The 14,261-nt window shown below is 65.1% G+C and carries 13 protein-coding genes; 10 read left to right on the top strand and 3 right to left on the bottom strand.

The window, feature by feature from the left end:
• The first annotated feature begins 202 nt into the window (after window positions 1-202).
• Window positions 203-496 (top strand): SH3 domain-containing protein, encoded by a 294-nt coding sequence (locus tag EU800_RS16420; RefSeq protein WP_129634115.1) that lies wholly within the window; start codon window positions 203-205, stop codon window positions 494-496.
• 128 nt (window positions 497-624) lie between these two features.
• Here the strand turns inward: EU800_RS16420 and EU800_RS16415 are convergent, their stop codons facing one another.
• Entirely contained in the window at window positions 625-2,055 is a 1,431-nt protein-coding gene (locus EU800_RS16415) for a Glu/Leu/Phe/Val dehydrogenase (RefSeq protein WP_129634114.1), read from the bottom strand.
• A 465-nt stretch (window positions 2,056-2,520) separates the two neighbouring features.
• Here EU800_RS16415 and EU800_RS16410 point away from each other — a divergent pair, with 465 nt between their 5' ends.
• From EU800_RS16410 to EU800_RS16395, 4 genes are all read left to right on the top strand, one after another.
• On the top strand, window positions 2,521-4,047 hold the full coding sequence (locus tag EU800_RS16410; RefSeq protein ID WP_129634113.1) for a vWA domain-containing protein: 1,527 nt from the start codon (window positions 2,521-2,523) through the stop codon (window positions 4,045-4,047).
• 335 nt (window positions 4,048-4,382) lie between these two features.
• Window positions 4,383-5,906 carry a pilus assembly protein TadG-related protein gene (locus EU800_RS16405; protein WP_165354699.1) on the top strand — a complete coding sequence of 508 codons (1,524 nt, stop codon included), beginning with the start codon at window positions 4,383-4,385 and terminating at the stop codon, window positions 5,904-5,906.
• Window positions 5,907-6,078: 172 nt separating this feature from the next.
• Complete coding sequence (locus EU800_RS16400; RefSeq protein WP_129634111.1) at window positions 6,079-6,627, top strand: TadE/TadG family type IV pilus assembly protein; 549 nt, start codon at window positions 6,079-6,081, stop codon at window positions 6,625-6,627.
• 13 nt (window positions 6,628-6,640) lie between these two features.
• Complete coding sequence (locus EU800_RS16395; protein WP_129634110.1) at window positions 6,641-7,246, top strand: TadE/TadG family type IV pilus assembly protein; 606 nt, start codon at window positions 6,641-6,643, stop codon at window positions 7,244-7,246.
• A 12-nt stretch (window positions 7,247-7,258) separates the two neighbouring features.
• Here EU800_RS16395 and EU800_RS16390 read toward each other — a convergent pair whose 3' ends face one another.
• Window positions 7,259-7,816 carry a hypothetical protein gene (locus EU800_RS16390; RefSeq protein ID WP_129634109.1) on the bottom strand — a complete coding sequence of 186 codons (558 nt, stop codon included), beginning with the start codon at window positions 7,814-7,816 and terminating at the stop codon, window positions 7,259-7,261.
• Window positions 7,817-7,963: 147 nt separating this feature from the next.
• Between EU800_RS16390 and EU800_RS16385 the strand changes: the two genes are divergently transcribed.
• Window positions 7,964-8,875 (top strand): pirin family protein, encoded by a 912-nt coding sequence (locus tag EU800_RS16385; protein WP_129634108.1) that lies wholly within the window; start codon window positions 7,964-7,966, stop codon window positions 8,873-8,875.
• 93 nt (window positions 8,876-8,968) lie between these two features.
• Here the strand turns inward: EU800_RS16385 and EU800_RS16380 are convergent, their stop codons facing one another.
• Entirely contained in the window at window positions 8,969-9,559 is a 591-nt protein-coding gene (locus tag EU800_RS16380) for a TetR/AcrR family transcriptional regulator (RefSeq protein ID WP_129634107.1), read from the bottom strand.
• Between the two features lie 107 nt (window positions 9,560-9,666).
• On the opposite strand from EU800_RS16380, the gene EU800_RS16375 reads away from it, so the two are divergent.
• The 4 genes from EU800_RS16375 (at window position 9,667) to recJ (ending at window position 14,233) form a co-directional block, all read left to right on the top strand.
• Window positions 9,667-9,996, top strand: a complete 330-nt coding sequence (locus tag EU800_RS16375; protein WP_129634106.1) for a hypothetical protein — start codon at window positions 9,667-9,669, stop codon at window positions 9,994-9,996.
• 70 nt (window positions 9,997-10,066) lie between these two features.
• Entirely contained in the window at window positions 10,067-11,353 is a 1,287-nt protein-coding gene (locus tag EU800_RS16370; RefSeq protein ID WP_129634105.1) for a homoserine dehydrogenase, read from the top strand.
• A 146-nt stretch (window positions 11,354-11,499) separates the two neighbouring features.
• Window positions 11,500-12,465: a class II fructose-bisphosphatase gene (glpX, locus tag EU800_RS16365; protein ID WP_129634104.1), complete on the top strand. Its 966-nt coding sequence runs from the start codon at window positions 11,500-11,502 to the stop codon at window positions 12,463-12,465.
• 16 nt (window positions 12,466-12,481) lie between these two features.
• Window positions 12,482-14,233, top strand: a complete 1,752-nt coding sequence (gene recJ / locus EU800_RS16360; RefSeq protein WP_129634103.1) for a single-stranded-DNA-specific exonuclease RecJ — start codon at window positions 12,482-12,484, stop codon at window positions 14,231-14,233.
• Window positions 14,234-14,261: the final 28 nt, after the last annotated feature.

Raw genomic sequence — 14,261 nt, 5'->3', positions numbered from 1 at the left:
AAGTCCAGACGGAGCACGCGCAGGTGGGACGCATTTCTGTGGACAATCCGACGATGCGCCGTGACCAGCCTCTCCGCGGCGCGACATGGCGCTACGCAAGTGCGACAGGTGGCAAGAACAGATGCGCTCCCGGCCATACTGCACTTGCAAGAGGCGGCCGCCTGCAGGACACTTCAGGCGAGGCAAAAAACGAGAGCAGATCATGCGGATATTCCCAAAGGCGGCGCTGGCCGCCCTTCTTCTCGCGGCCGGTGCGGCCGGTGCGGCCCCGCTCGCCGAAGTGACCGGCGTCGATCAGGACGACATGCTCAAGCTGCGCTCCGGGCCGGGTACCGGCTATCGGGTCGTCGTCGGGCTACCCAATGGCACGATGGTCCGCAACCATGGCTGCGACCGGGTCGGCGGCACTCCCTGGTGCAAGGTTTCGCTCCGCGACGTACGCCAACTCAAGGGGTATGTCTCGGGGCACTACCTCAAGGATCAACCGTCTCGGTAGCGACGTCTGCCTATCCTGAAAAGATCTCCGGAGAAGGCACGGTCCGCCGGAAAAGGCAGCCGCGAGAACCGACTCACAGGAATGACGCAGGCCATCCACGCGGGGTGGCCTGCATGTTGGGACGCTGGTCAGAGACCCTTGTCGCGATAGCTCATCGCCACCCGCTCGACCGCCACGATATATCCCGCGACCCGCAGGTCCGGCACGTTGCTCCTTCCGTGCCAGACCTCGCGCATCTTCTGGTAGGCGGTGCGCATCGTGTCGTCGAGGCCGGACCGGACCAGTTCGAGTTCGTCGGCCCCCTTGAGGTAGCGCTCCTTGAAGCTCGGCGTCATTGACCAGGCGTCGCCGAGATAGCGGTCGAGCCGCTCCAGTTCCTGCACCAGCAGCGCATGCCGCGCCTCCTCCTGGCGGCGCTGCATGCGGCCGAGGCGAATCTGTGACAGGTTCTTCACCCACTCGAAATAGGAGACGGTCACACCACCGGCATTGGCGTAGAGGTCGGGGATGATCACCACGCCCTTGTTGCGCAGCACGTCGTCGGCACCGGCAGTGATGGGACCGTTGGCGGCCTCGATGATGAGATTGGCCCGGATCCGGTCCGCGTTTTGCAACGTGATCACGCCTTCAAGCGCGGCCGGAATCAGGATGTCACATTCCTTCTCCAAAACCGCGGCGCCTTCCGCGACATAGGTGGCGTGCGGGTATCCCGCGACCCCGCCGTGGGTCTCGATCCAGCTCCGTACCGCTTGCACGTCGATCCCCCGGTCATCGACCAGCGCTCCGTCGCGCTCGACGATGCCGGTGATCAGCGCGCCATCCTCGGTGCTCAGGAAGAGCGCCGCGTGGTATCCCACATTGCCGAGGCCCTGCACGACGATGCGTTTGCCTTCGAGCTGCCCCGAGAGCCCGGCGACGGCGAGGTCCTCGGGATGACGGAAGAATTCCTGCAATGCATACTGAACGCCACGCCCGGTCGCCTCGACGCGCCCCTCGATGCCGCCGGCATAGATCGGCTTGCCGGTGACGCAGGCATGGGCGTTGATATCGGTGGTGAACATCCGCCGGTACTGATCGGCGATCCAGGCCATCTCGCGCTCGCCGGTGCCCATGTCGGGAGCGGGCACGTTCTGGCTCGGGTTGATCAGGTCGCGCTTGACGAGTTCATAGGCGAAGCGACGCGTGATCCGTTCGAGCTCGTGCTCTTCGTATTGGCGCGGGTCGATGCGGAGCCCGCCCTTGGAACCGCCGAACGGCGCCTCGACCAGCGCGCATTTGTAGGTCATCAGGGCCGCAAGTGCCTCGACCTCGTCCTGGTTCACGCCGAGCGCATAGCGGATGCCGCCCTTCACCGGCTCCATATGTTCCGAATGGACCGAACGGTACCCGGTGAAAGTGTGGATCTGGCCGCGAAGCCGGACCCCGAACCGGACCGTGTAGGTCGAGTTGCAGACGCGGATCTTTTCCTCCAACCCCGGTGGCAGATCCATCACGGAGACCGCGCGCTTGAACATCAGGTCGACGGACTCGCGGAAACTCGGTTCAGCAATGGGGTTCATCTCGTCCTCCCTCGGAAACGATGCCATCGGGCCAGGGGGCGCCTCACCGAAGCGGCGCCGGCGGATCGAGCCTAGGGCGGAACGCGCCGAAGGGCACGCCATATTTCTGCCGCAGTGCAGCCATCCGAATCGCCCGATTCGCTTGCCTCTCGGGCCGATTACAAAACAATCGCCGGGGCATTTCAGGCATTATTCACTTCGCCGAAACTCTCATCCGCCAGGCACAAAAACCCAACCGACTGTTTTCGTGAATTTTTTTCGATTTCCCAGATCGATACGGCACAATTGGCACGGACTTGCGACAAAATTGTGGCAAAAAGAATTCTGGGTGGGGGCGCCCGTCGAACCGGGGTGTTTGGGGTGCCACTTTTGTTGAAGCAAGTTATTTCAGTCGTCCGTGCATCGCGGACTCCCCGTAAACCGGCCTCGTCCCTGCGTAATTTCAGGCAGGACGAGGCCGGCGGCATGATCGTCTTCACGCTCTTTATCCTGATCTGCATGTTGCTCGCCGTCGGCGCCGCACTTGACGTGGTCCGCACGGAGTTCAGCCGGATCAAGCTGCAGAACGTCACCGACGCCGCGGTCCTCGCCGCGGCCGATCTGGATCAGACCCTCGACCCGAGGGCCGTGGTGGAGGATTACCTCCGGCGCGCGGGGATCGATCCGGCGAAGGTCGAGATTTCCGTGAAACAGGGGTTGGACGCGCGCGAGGTTACCGCCACGTCCAGATTTACCCTGCCGACCATGTTCATGGACATGGTCGGGATCCGCAGCCTCGTCGTTCCGGCAGGCGGCACGGCCCGGGAATCGGTGTCCGAGCTCGAGATCGCCCTGGTGCTCGACAATTCCGGCTCCATGGCACAGAACAGCAACTATCGGATGAACCTCCTGAAACCGGCGGCGAAGAATTTCGTCGAACAGGTGCTGACGGGCGAGAATTCCGAGGGCAAGGTCGCGATCTCCATCATTCCATTTGCCACCCAGGTGACCGCAGGCGCGGACCTTCTCGGTCTCTACAATGCAAGCTCGGAACACGGATACTCGCATTGCGTGACCTACGAGGACGCCGATTTCGGGTCGACCGCGTTGTCAACGACCCTGCAGATCGCCCGAACCGCGCATTTCGACCCCTCCGGCAAGCGAAAGCCGCCTTCTTCGGGCGACCTTGTCTGCCAGACAACAGCCAACCGTGCGATCACGCCCTGGTCCGACGATATCGATTTTCTCAAGGCCCGGATCGACGCAATGCAGGGAGCCGGCTGGACCTCGATCGAGCTCGGCGCCAAATGGGGCGCCGCCCTGCTTGACCCCACGGCCCGCCCGGTGCTCTCTGCGCTGGTCGATTCCGGCAAGGTCGACGAAAAGTTCCGGGGCCAGCCCTTCGATTACCATTCCGACAATGAGCTTGTGGACCGCAAGAAATACCTCATCATCATGTCGGACGGCGAGAACACCAACCAGTACGACATCCTGCCGCCCTTTCGCGACGGCGCCTCGACACTCTTCTACGACGGAAGCCTGTCGAGTGGTCCGATCGATTACTCAGGCTTATCCTACTATGACGCCGACCGTGTAAGCGCAGAGAAATACTACCGCTTCTCCACCGGTGACTGGGATGTGACGCCCACCGGCCAGAGCGACGCGGTGCAGATGACCTGGCCCGAGGTCTGGAACGCGATGAGCGTCAAGTATTACACCGAGACGCTTTTCCGGCGGGCCACCGGCCAATCGTCCGGCACCGAATACGACCGGATCGTGAAGCGCTTCTACAATACCGACAAGAACGTCCGCACCTCGATGATCTGCTCGGCGGCCAAGCAAGCCGGCGTGATCGTCTTCACCATCGGCATGGACACCTATGGTCAGGGCGACGCGACGCTTGACGACTGTGCCTCGGGGGAAGGGTATTTCTACGACGTCGAGAGCAACGACCTCGACCAGGCCTTCACCTCGATTGCCCGCACCATCAACCAGCTGCGTCTCACGAACTAAAACGGTCTGGTCGCGAGAACACAGCCGAGCGCCGGGATGCGAAGACGCGTCCCGGCGCCATTTATTTGGCACCGCGACACTGCCGCAGGCGACCTCGCAACCAGCGCGGATTGTCTGCATCCGCCGCTTTGCCGTCATAGTTTCCTCAGGTTGCCGTCCAAGTCCAGCCTCAGAATGGTCAGCGTCGTACTGTCCTATTTGGGGCATGGCGGCCCAGTGGGCCTCAGTTACCTTGTTATGTGTTAAAAGGTCCTACGGTTATGTACACGCGCAAGCGTCGGGGCAGGACGAATCTGTCCGCCTTCCGGAGATTTCGCCGCGACGAAAGCGGCGGAATGATCATCTTTACTCTCTATATCCTGCTCTGCATGTTGCTCGCCATCGGGCTGTCGCTCGACACGGTGCGGTTCGAGTATACCCGCGCCAAGCTTCAGCACACGCTCGACCGCGCCGTGCTCGCCGCGGCTAACCTCGAGCAGGTGCTCGACCCCAAGGATGTCGTTGAGGACTACTTCGCCAAGGCGGGGCTGGCTGACAACCTCGTCTCGGTCAATGTCGAGCAGGGGATCAACTACAGGACCGTCTCGGCCAGATCCGAGGCAAGGATCGACACGATGTTCATCGACATGGTGGGGATCAAGAGCCTGACCGTTCCCGCCTCGGGCGCCGCGAACGAGTCGCTGGCGGATATCGAGATCGCCCTGGTGCTCGACAACTCGGGCTCCATGCGCGAGGGCACGCCGACGCGGCTTCAGCTTCTCAAGGATGCGGCCAACGAGTTCATCGACGCGGTGGCGCGCGACGAGGCCGACCAGGATGGCACGACCGCAATCTCGATCGTTCCCTTCTCCGAGCAGGTCTCGCTGGGCGAGACGATGTTCAACCAGTACAGCACCACGTCCGAACAGGACAGAACGCGCTGTGTCACCTTCACCGAGAGCCAGTTCTCTTCCGTGTCCCTTCCGCCCACCGAACCGCTGCTCCGGACGATGCATTTCGACGCCCAGAACTCGCAGTGGTATGTGTCCGACGCCGTCTGCGACACGTCCGGAGACCGCGACATCGCCGCCTGGTCGACCGATCCCGACTATCTCAAGAGCCGGATCAACGCCATGCAGCATGGCGGCTGGACCTCGATCGATGTCGGCACGAAATGGGGCGTGACCATGCTTGACCCGGTCTCGCAGCCGGTCCTGTCGGCGCTGATCGATGCCGGCGAGGTCGACAAGTCGCTCGAAGGCCAGCCATTTGCCTATGACCGCGACAACACCAAGAAGGTCCTCGTGGTGATGTCGGACGGCGCCAACACGGTGCAGCGCGAGGTCAGACCCGGCTACCGTGAAGGCAACTCGCCGCTCTACCTCTATCGCTACTACGGCCGCGACTACTATTCCTATTACCACGACCGTCCGGGCACGAGCTACGACTACTACAGTCATTACCACAAGGCCTGGAGACGGGATCCCGTCGGTGGCAACGATGCCGACCGGCTGACCTGGCCCGAAGTCTGGGCCGACATGTCGGTGATCCGCTATGCCTACGAGTTTCCGTCCCGGATCTTTGGCGGCAGCTACTGGACCTATTACGACCAGATGGTCGAGGAGATCGGCTCGAAGACGGCCACCGCCTGGGACGGCAACGTGAAGAACCCGCGCACCTCGGCAATCTGTGATGCGGCGAAACAGGCAGGCATCCTGATCTTCACGATCGGCATGGACACCGACGACCCGGCGGCGGACATGGCGCTGGAAGACTGCGCGTCGCTTCCGACCTACTACTACGACGTGAGGAGCCTCGACATCTCCAACGCTTTCGCCTCGATCGCGTTGCAGATCAACCAGCTGCGCCTGACGCAGTAGAAGGGCCGCGGCGGGGTCCCGGGGTGGCCGACAAACCCCGGGGACGACGCCTCGCCGCCCCATTTACGCCAAACCGGACACGCTCAATGAGTGGGTAAGAGACGGAGTCAAGACCGTCGGTTGGAACGAGTTGGATCTGGGTCATCAAGCCCATGGAGTTAAGGGCACGACAATGAGGCAAGAAAGTCATGCGGCAGGAGGCCACCGTCTTCGCCGCCTCTATCGCGGCGAGGAGGGGAACGCGACCATCGAGTTCGTGATCCTGTTTCCGATCTTCATGGTGCTTTTCCTGTCGGCCTTCGAGATCGGCCTGCTGATGGTCCGCCAGGTCATGCTGGACCGCGCCACCGACATCGCCGTCCGCTCGTTGCGCATCGGCGAATGGAACAACCCAACGCATGACGACCTGAAGGACTTCATCTGCGAGCAGGCGCTGATCCTTCCCGATTGCAAGGAAAACATGCTCATCGAGCTGAGCCCGGTGTCCAAATCGACCTGGCAGCCGCTGCCCGAGGGACCAACCTGCGTCGACAAGTCGACCGAGATCCAGCCGGTGGTGAATTTCGAGGTGGGCATCCAGCACGAACTGATGATGGTGCGCGTCTGCGCGTTGCAGAAGCCGCTGGCACCGCTCACCGGACTGGGTCTGAAACTGCCGCGACACGACGCGGACCATTATGCGTTGGTCTCGCTCTCGGCCTTCGTCAACGAGCCGAGCTAGGGGAGAACCGGACATGCGCATGCCTCCAGTCTTCCGCCCCGGCCACATCGCGCGTCTCTTCGCACGGCGCGAGGAGGGATCGCTCTCGGTCGAGACCGCGATCATCCTGCCGCTGCTCTGCATGGTCTATGTCGGGTCCTTCGTCTGGTTCGACGCGTTCCGGATGCAGAACGTCAACCTGAAAGCCACCTACACGATCGCCGACATGATCAGCCGCGAGACAGAAGGGATCACCCAGACCTATTTCGACGGGCTCGACGACGTCTATGACTACCTGACCTATGGCAACCATCCGACACAGCTGCGGATCTCGATCATCGAATGCACCGCGAACTGTGACGACGAGGACACGCGCAATCTCGACGTCTGCTGGTCGAAATCGACCGACGGGCGCGTGGTGCTCGACAAGGCCGCGCTGATGCAGCGCAAGGACACCGTGCCACTCTTTCCGAAGGGTGACGAGTTGATCGTCGCCGAGACTTTCATGTCCTACAACCCGGCCTTTGAGGTCGGCCTCGGGCATCAGGTCTTCGAGAACGCGATCTTCACCTCGCCGCGGATGCCGGGACAGATGAAATTCATCTCCGGCAACTCCGAGCAGCATTGCTATAACAACTGAGCGCGCCGCCGCTCACGCCTGCGGCGGCGTCGATCCGTCCGATACCTGCCCCTGCCGCATGAGGATCAGGGTGGAGAGGATCTCGGCCATGGCCTTGCCCTCCGCGGCCGAGGTGATCCCACCCACGCCGACGCGTCGCCCGAGCCGCCACCAGAGCCCCGGCGCCCAGCGGCTTCCGCCCGCCTGCGCCACCCGGAGCCGGAGCAGGAAGCCGTTCGACGGCTTGATCGCGAAGGCCCCGCGTTCGACAGCCACGATATCCTCGACGCGCGCGACCAGCCGGCCACCACTCTCGCGGAGCGCCTCCGGCGTGAGCACGAGCCGCTGCGCCGTGGCCCGACGCAGCATGTCGGCGAGATAGAGCGTCCCGACGCCGAGCAGCAGCAGGAAACCCTGCCAGAAAAGCGCGGCCGGCGGGCTGACCAGCGCGACGTAGATCAGCACGGCGCCAAGCGCGGCGAGCGCGGCAACTCCGGTGATCCGGCGGGCGGCCGAGGGCGTTATCGTGGCCAGAGTCTCGCCCGGTGTGATCTCGGGTGTCGGAAGACAGTTCAGGAGATTCTGGGTCATGCGCGCTGAGTAGCCCTTTACCGGTGCGGGCGCGAGAGGAAAGGTTCAACGCGCATTCCTGCACAATGTCTTTGCGGAAGTCCCTCAATTCTGCGCATTGTCGCAGGGTCGCCGGGCCACTACCTTTCACCGCGAAAGGAGAACACGATGTCTCTCAGACCTGTCAACCACATGGCCCGCGCCACGCCGACGATGGAGGGCGCGGGCGTCAAGCTGCACCGCGCCTTCGGCTTTCAGGACCCGGAGCTGATGGATCCGTTCCTGCTGTTCGACGATTTCCGCAACGAGCGGCCCGAGGACTACCTCGCCGGGTTCCCCTGGCACCCGCATCGCGGCATCGAGACGATCACCTATGTGCTGGAGGGCGCCGTCACTCATGGCGACAGCCTCGGCAACGAGGGAACGCTCGGCGCCGGTGACGTGCAGTGGATGACCGCTGGGTCGGGCATCCTGCACCAGGAGATGCCGGAGGGCAACGCCACCGGGCGGATGCACGGATTCCAGCTCTGGGCCAACCTGCCGCGCGACCTGAAGATGACGGCGCCGCGCTATCAGGACGTGAGCGGCTCGGAGATCCCGCTTATCGAGGAAGATGACGGCACGAAGGTGAAGGTCGTCACGGGTGAGTTCTGGGGCAAGCGCGGGCCGGTTGACGGCATCGCCGCCGACCCGCTCTATCTCGACATCTTCGTCCCCGCGGGCCGCAAGAAGCGGTTTCCGATCGACACCCGCCGGCAGGCCTTCGCCTATGTCTTCGAAGGCGCGGGTGCCTTTGTCGATTCCGCGCCGCCGACCGGCGTGCTGCTCGAAAAGGAGGTGATGGGCCAGGAAGTCAATATCCGCGACCTTTCGGGCAACCGGACGATCATCCGTTTCGGCGCGGGCGACGAGGTCGTCGTTCAGGCCGGCCCCGAAGGCGTGCGCTTCCTGCTGGTTGCGGGCGCACCGATCCGGGAGCCGGTGGCTTGGCACGGGCCGATCGTGATGAACACCCGCGAGGAGCTCATGCAGGCCTTCGCCGAACTGCGCAACGGCACCTTCATCCAGCCGGCGCATTGACCGATAGTCGGGTGCCCGGGGGGCTGTCTGCCCCCGGGCACCCGTTCCGGTTGCCTTCCCCCGAGAGTGTTTCCGAACAGATGAAGCGGCGGATCAGCCCGCCCCCACCGCCCGCCGGGTCATGTCCCAATAGACCTCCTCGACATCCGCCCGGCTCAGGCGGCCGGTGTCGCGGAACCAGGTGCTGACGCCGGTCAGCATGGCGATGAGCCCCATCGTGGCGATCCTTGGATCGGCGATGGCGAAAAGCCCCGCCGCGCAGCCCTCCGCAAGAATCTGCTGAAGCGCATCCTCGTAACGCCGGCGCAGCGATTCCAGCGCGGCGAAATTCTCCGGCTCGAGGTTGCGCAGCTCCATGTAGGAGATGAAGACCTCGTCCGGCCGGTCGAGGTGATAGCGGATATGGAACCGCGTGAAGCCTTCCAGCCGCGCCAGCGGAGAGTCGGGCCTGGGCTCGGCGGCCCAGCTCTCCAGTAGGTGCTGCATATGAGCTTCCATCAGGTGGAACAGAAGCGCCTGCTTGTCGGGCGTGTAGGCATAGAGTGCGCCGGCCTGAACGCCGACCTCGGCTGCAATCTGCCGCATCGAAACCGCCGCATAGCCATGCCGGGCGAAGAGGTGCAGCGCTGCCTCTCGGATCTTCGGGCCGGTGATTTCGGCGTGGGAGCCTGTCTTTCGCGCCATGTCCCGATCCTTCCATTGAACGAACGTTCAATTCAAGGGGCGATCGGTGCCTTGCCGAAGCACCGGACGCTTGGATAGGCTCTGCCGCGACTCGACGGAGTTCCCGCATGCGCATTCTTCTCATCGCTGCCCTTATCCTGCTCGGCACGGGCCTCGCGGGCTGCGCCCGTTTCCCGGAGCTCGACGCGGCGGTGACCGAGCAGGCGAAGCAGGCAGAGCGACCGCGCCTTTCGGACAACAGGATCGTCCTGGAGCCGGCGGATACCCTGGTGATCGACGCGGTGACGCAGGCCGAGATGGCGGCGCGCAGCGCGGCGATGGCGGCGCGGGCAGAGGCCGCCGCGGCGCCGGTCGTGCCGCCCGAGGAGGCTGCGGCGCTGCTTGACCGTGCGGCGGCACTTCGGGCCGAGTCGGCCCGCGTTGCGCCCGAAGGCTGAACGCGCTAAGTCAGCGCGAGACGCCCGGCGCGGCGTTCGCCGATGGATCGTCCACGCTGGAGGAACGTATATGTCTCAACCCCTTCGCCTTGGCATCGCGGGTCTCGGAACGGTCGGTGTCGGCGTCGTGAAGATCGTCCGCCAGAGGGCCAACCTGCTGGCCGCGCGGACCGGTCGGGCGATCGAGATCGTTGCCGTGAGCGCGCGCTCACGCGACAAGGATCGTGGCGTGGCGCTGTCCGGCTATGCCTGGGAAGACGATCCGGTGGCCCTGGCCCGGCGGCCGGATGTGGATGTTTTCGTCGAGCTGATGGGCGGTGCCGAGGGCCCCGCAAAGGACGCCACCGAGGCCGCCATTGCAGCGGGCAAGGACGTGGTGACTGCCAACAAGGCGATGCTGGCGCTGCACGGCCAGGAACTGGCGGAGGCAGCCGAGGAGGCCGGCCGGGTCATCCGCTTCGAGGCCGCCGTCGCCGGTGGTATTCCGGTCGTCAAGGCTCTGACCGAGGGCATGGCGGGCAACGAGGTGACGCGAGTCATGGGGGTGATGAACGGCACCTGCAACTACATCCTGACGCGGATGGAAGATGCCGGCCTGCCCTATGACGAGATCTTCGCCGAGGCCGAAGCGCTCGGCTATCTTGAGGCCGACCCGAATCTCGATGTCGGCGGGATCGACGCGGGTCACAAGCTCGCGCTGCTCGCCGCCATCGCCTATGGCACGCGTGTGGATTTTCCGTCAGTCGAACTCGAGGGGATCCAGAAGCTCTCGATCGCCGACATCCGTAGCGCCGCTGATCTGGGCTACCGGATCAAGCTCCTTGGCGTGGCTCAGATGACCGGCCGCGGGCTCGAGCAACGCATGTCGCCCTGCCTGGTTCCGGCCGACAGCCCGCTCGGGCAGCTTCAGGGGGGCACCAACATGGTGGTGCTCGAAGGCGACGCGGTGGGCCAGATCGTGCTACGTGGCGCCGGCGCCGGCGAGGGCCCGACAGCGAGCGCGGTGATGAGCGATATCGTCGAGATCGGCCGCGGCAGCCGCATCACCACATTCGGCCAGCCCGCCCGTGGGCTGGAGCGGGCGCGGCCTGCACGCGCCTCGGCACCGGCACCCTACTATCTGCGCATGCTGCTGACCGACAAGCCGGGCGCGATGGCCAAGGTCGCGACGGTGCTCGGCGAGGCCGGCATCTCGATCAACCGGATGCGCCAGATGCGCCACGAGAGCAACAACGCGCCGGTGGTCTTCGTGACACACAAGACGAGCCGGGATTCGCTCGATACCGCGCTTCAGGGCTTCGACGCGACCGGCGTTGTGCAAGGCGACCCGGTGGCGATCCGGATCGAGGCAGTCTGAGGCTCCGCCAGGGGCGCGAATCCAAGGCCAAACCGCTTGCGGCCATTTTGACGCTTCGGCGCTATCAACGCTTGCGCGTCCGCCGGCCGCACCGCTACCCCGTGTATGAATACTCACCGACATCCCGATGCAGGAAGACCCACCCCATGCCCCATCAGCCTCCCGAGTTCCACGATCGCATGCTCTCTCTCGCCCTCGCCCGCGTGTCGGAGGCCGCCGCGATGGCCTCGGCGCACCTGATCGGCCACGGCGACGAGAAAGCCGCCGACCAGGCCGCGGTGAACGCCATGCGCGAGCAGCTCAACAAGCTGGAAATCCGCGGCGTCGTGGTCATCGGCGAGGGCGAGCGCGACGAGGCGCCGATGCTCTTCATCGGCGAGGAGGTCGGCGAGGGTGTGGGCCCCGAGGTGGACATTGCGCTCGACCCTCTCGAGGGCACGACGCTCACCGCCAAGGACATGCCGAACGCGCTGACCGTGGTGGCAATGGGCCCGCGCGGATCGATGCTGCATGCGCCCGATGTCTACATGGACAAGCTCGCCATCGGCCCCGGCTACCCGCTGGACGTGGTGACGCTGAAGATGTCCCCGGCCGAGCGGGTCATCGCGCTGGCCAAGGCGAAAGGGTGCGATCCCGACGACATCAACGTCTGCATCCTCGAGCGCGAGCGCCACGTCGACCTGATTGACGAAGTGCGTTCCACCGGCGCCGCCATCAGGCTCATAACCGATGGCGATGTGGCCGGCGTGATGCATTGCGCCGAACCGCACCTGACGGGGATCGACATGTATATGGGCAAGGGCGGCGCACCGGAGGGTGTGCTGGCGGCCTCGGCACTCAAATGCATGGGCGGTCAGATGTATGGCCAGCTGCTGTTCCGCAACGAAGACGAGACCGCGCGCGCGCGCAAGGCCGGGATCGACGATCTCGACCGGATCTACACCCGGGACGAAATGGTGACCCGCGACGTGATCTTTGCCGCCACCGGCGTGACCGACGGCAATCTTCTGCCGGGCGTCAAGCGCGAGCCGCATCGCTTCACCTGCGAGACGATCCTGATGCGGTCCAAGACCGGTTCGGTTCGCCGCATCACCTATTCCAACCCGGTCTGACGGGATCGGACGCGGCATGACGGCCTTCCTCGGGGTGACGCATTCGCTCACCGCGCGGTCCTGGGTCGGCCCCGGGATCGAACAGGAACGGCTGGCCGAAGCCATGGCGCAGGCGACCGGCCTGCCGCCGCCGCTCTGCCATATCCTCGTGCGCCGCGGCGTGCCCCCCGAGGAGGCCAGGGGCTTTCTCGAACCGACACTGAGGGAGTTGCTACCCGACCCGTTGACACTTCTGGACATGGGTAAGGCCGCCACCCGCCTGCGACGCGCGGTCGAACAGCACGAGCGGATCGCGGTCTTCGCGGATTACGACGTCGACGGTGGAGCTTCGGCGGCGCTCCTGCTGACCTGGCTGCGCGCCTTGGGCCGAGCCGCGACGCTCTATGTCCCGGACCGAATCGACGAGGGGTACGGACCGAACCCGCCGGCGATGCGCCAACTCGCCGAGGCGCACGATCTGGTGATCTGCGTCGATTGCGGCACCCTCTCGCACGATGCGCTGGCGGCAGCCGAGGGTGCCGATGTCGTCGTGCTCGACCACCATCTCGGCGGCGAAACCCTCCCCCCTGCCCTCGCGGTGGTGAATCCCAACAGGCAGGACGAGACCGGCGAACTCTCCCATCTCTGCGCCGCCAGCGTGGTCTTCCTGTCGCTGGTCGAGGTCAACCGCCAGATGCGGGACAACGGTGGACAAGGCCCTGACCTGATGGCGCTTCTCGACCTTGTGGCGCTGGCGACGGTCGCTGACGTCGCGCCGCTCCTCGGCGTCAACCGGGCGTTGGTGCGCACCGGGCTCAAGGTCATGGCACGCCGCGACCGCATCGGGCTCAGAGCATTGGCCGACGTTGCGGGGCTGAACGAAGCGCCGCGGGCCTATCACCTCGGTTACCTGCTCGGCCCGCGGATCAATGCAGGCGGACGGATCGGCAAGTCCGACCTCGGCGCGCGGCTGCTGGCCACCTCCGATCCCGCCGAAGCGCAGGATATGGCCGAGGAACTCGACCGGCTCAACCACGAGCGCCGTGAAATCGAGGCGCGGGTAACCGATGCAGCGATGGCCCAGGCCGAAGCTCGCGGCCTCGACGGCCCGCTGGTCTGGGCCGCGGGCGCGGGCTGGCATCCGGGCGTTGTCGGCATCGTCGCCTCGCGCCTGAAGGAGGCGACCAATCGTCCGGCCGTCGTGATCGGGCTCGAGGGCGGCGAGGGCAAAGGGTCGGGACGCTCGATCTCCGGTATCGATCTCGGCGCCTCGATCCAGCGCGTGGCGCAGGAAGGGTTGCTCCTGAAGGGTGGCGGACACAAGATGGCGGCGGGGCTCACTGTCGCTGAAGACCACGTGGAACCGGCCATGGCCCGGCTCGCCGAACTGCTCGCTCGGCAGGGCGCGGGCGATGGCGGCCCCCGTGACCTCAAGCTCGACGGTTTGCTGATGCCGGGCGCGGCGACGCTTGAACTGATCGAGACGCTGGAGGGCGCCGGACCGTTCGGCGCTGCGGCACCCGCACCCCGCTTCGCTTTGCCCGACATGGCGATCCGCTTTGCCCGACGCGTCGGTGAGACACATCTCAAGCTGAGCGTCGGCGACAGCACCGGCCCGGCGCTCGACGCGATCTGCTTTTCCGCCTTTGACACGCCGCTCGGACCGGCACTCGAACAACATGGCGGCGCCCGGTTCCACCTCGCCGGGCGGCTTGAAATCAATGAATGGAACGGCCGCCGCAGCGCCCAGCTTCGCCTCGAGGACGCCGCCCGCGCTACCGAGAATTGAAGCCCGGATCTTTCTGTCCGCCAAGCCG

Origin of the sequence: Tropicimonas sp. IMCC6043 (genome assembly GCF_004146235.1) — a bacterium.
Taxonomy (GTDB): domain Bacteria; phylum Pseudomonadota; class Alphaproteobacteria; order Rhodobacterales; family Rhodobacteraceae; genus Tropicimonas.
This window is presented reverse-complemented; position numbering and strand designations above follow the sequence as displayed.

Excerpts from the sequence above, each read along its gene's own strand:
- EU800_RS16385 (WP_129634108.1), top strand. The coding sequence starts at position 7,964 with ATGTCTCTCAGACCTGTCAACCACATGGCCCGCGCCACGCCGACGATG.
- glpX (WP_129634104.1), top strand. The coding sequence starts at position 11,500 with ATGCCCCATCAGCCTCCCGAGTTCCACGATCGCATGCTCTCTCTCGCC.
- EU800_RS16420 (WP_129634115.1), top strand. The coding sequence starts at position 203 with ATGCGGATATTCCCAAAGGCGGCGCTGGCCGCCCTTCTTCTCGCGGCC.
- EU800_RS16400 (WP_129634111.1), top strand. The coding sequence starts at position 6,079 with ATGAGGCAAGAAAGTCATGCGGCAGGAGGCCACCGTCTTCGCCGCCTC.
- EU800_RS16370 (WP_129634105.1), top strand. The coding sequence starts at position 10,067 with ATGTCTCAACCCCTTCGCCTTGGCATCGCGGGTCTCGGAACGGTCGGT.
- EU800_RS16380 (WP_129634107.1), bottom strand. The coding sequence starts at position 9,559 with ATGGCGCGAAAGACAGGCTCCCACGCCGAAATCACCGGCCCGAAGATC.
- EU800_RS16390 (WP_129634109.1), bottom strand. The coding sequence starts at position 7,816 with ATGACCCAGAATCTCCTGAACTGTCTTCCGACACCCGAGATCACACCG.
- EU800_RS16410 (WP_129634113.1), top strand. The coding sequence starts at position 2,521 with ATGATCGTCTTCACGCTCTTTATCCTGATCTGCATGTTGCTCGCCGTC.
- EU800_RS16415 (WP_129634114.1), bottom strand. The coding sequence starts at position 2,055 with ATGAACCCCATTGCTGAACCGAGTTTCCGCGAGTCCGTCGACCTGATG.
- recJ (WP_129634103.1), top strand. The coding sequence starts at position 12,482 with ATGACGGCCTTCCTCGGGGTGACGCATTCGCTCACCGCGCGGTCCTGG.
- EU800_RS16395 (WP_129634110.1), top strand. The coding sequence starts at position 6,641 with ATGCGCATGCCTCCAGTCTTCCGCCCCGGCCACATCGCGCGTCTCTTC.
- EU800_RS16405 (WP_165354699.1), top strand. The coding sequence starts at position 4,383 with ATGATCATCTTTACTCTCTATATCCTGCTCTGCATGTTGCTCGCCATC.
- EU800_RS16375 (WP_129634106.1), top strand. The coding sequence starts at position 9,667 with ATGCGCATTCTTCTCATCGCTGCCCTTATCCTGCTCGGCACGGGCCTC.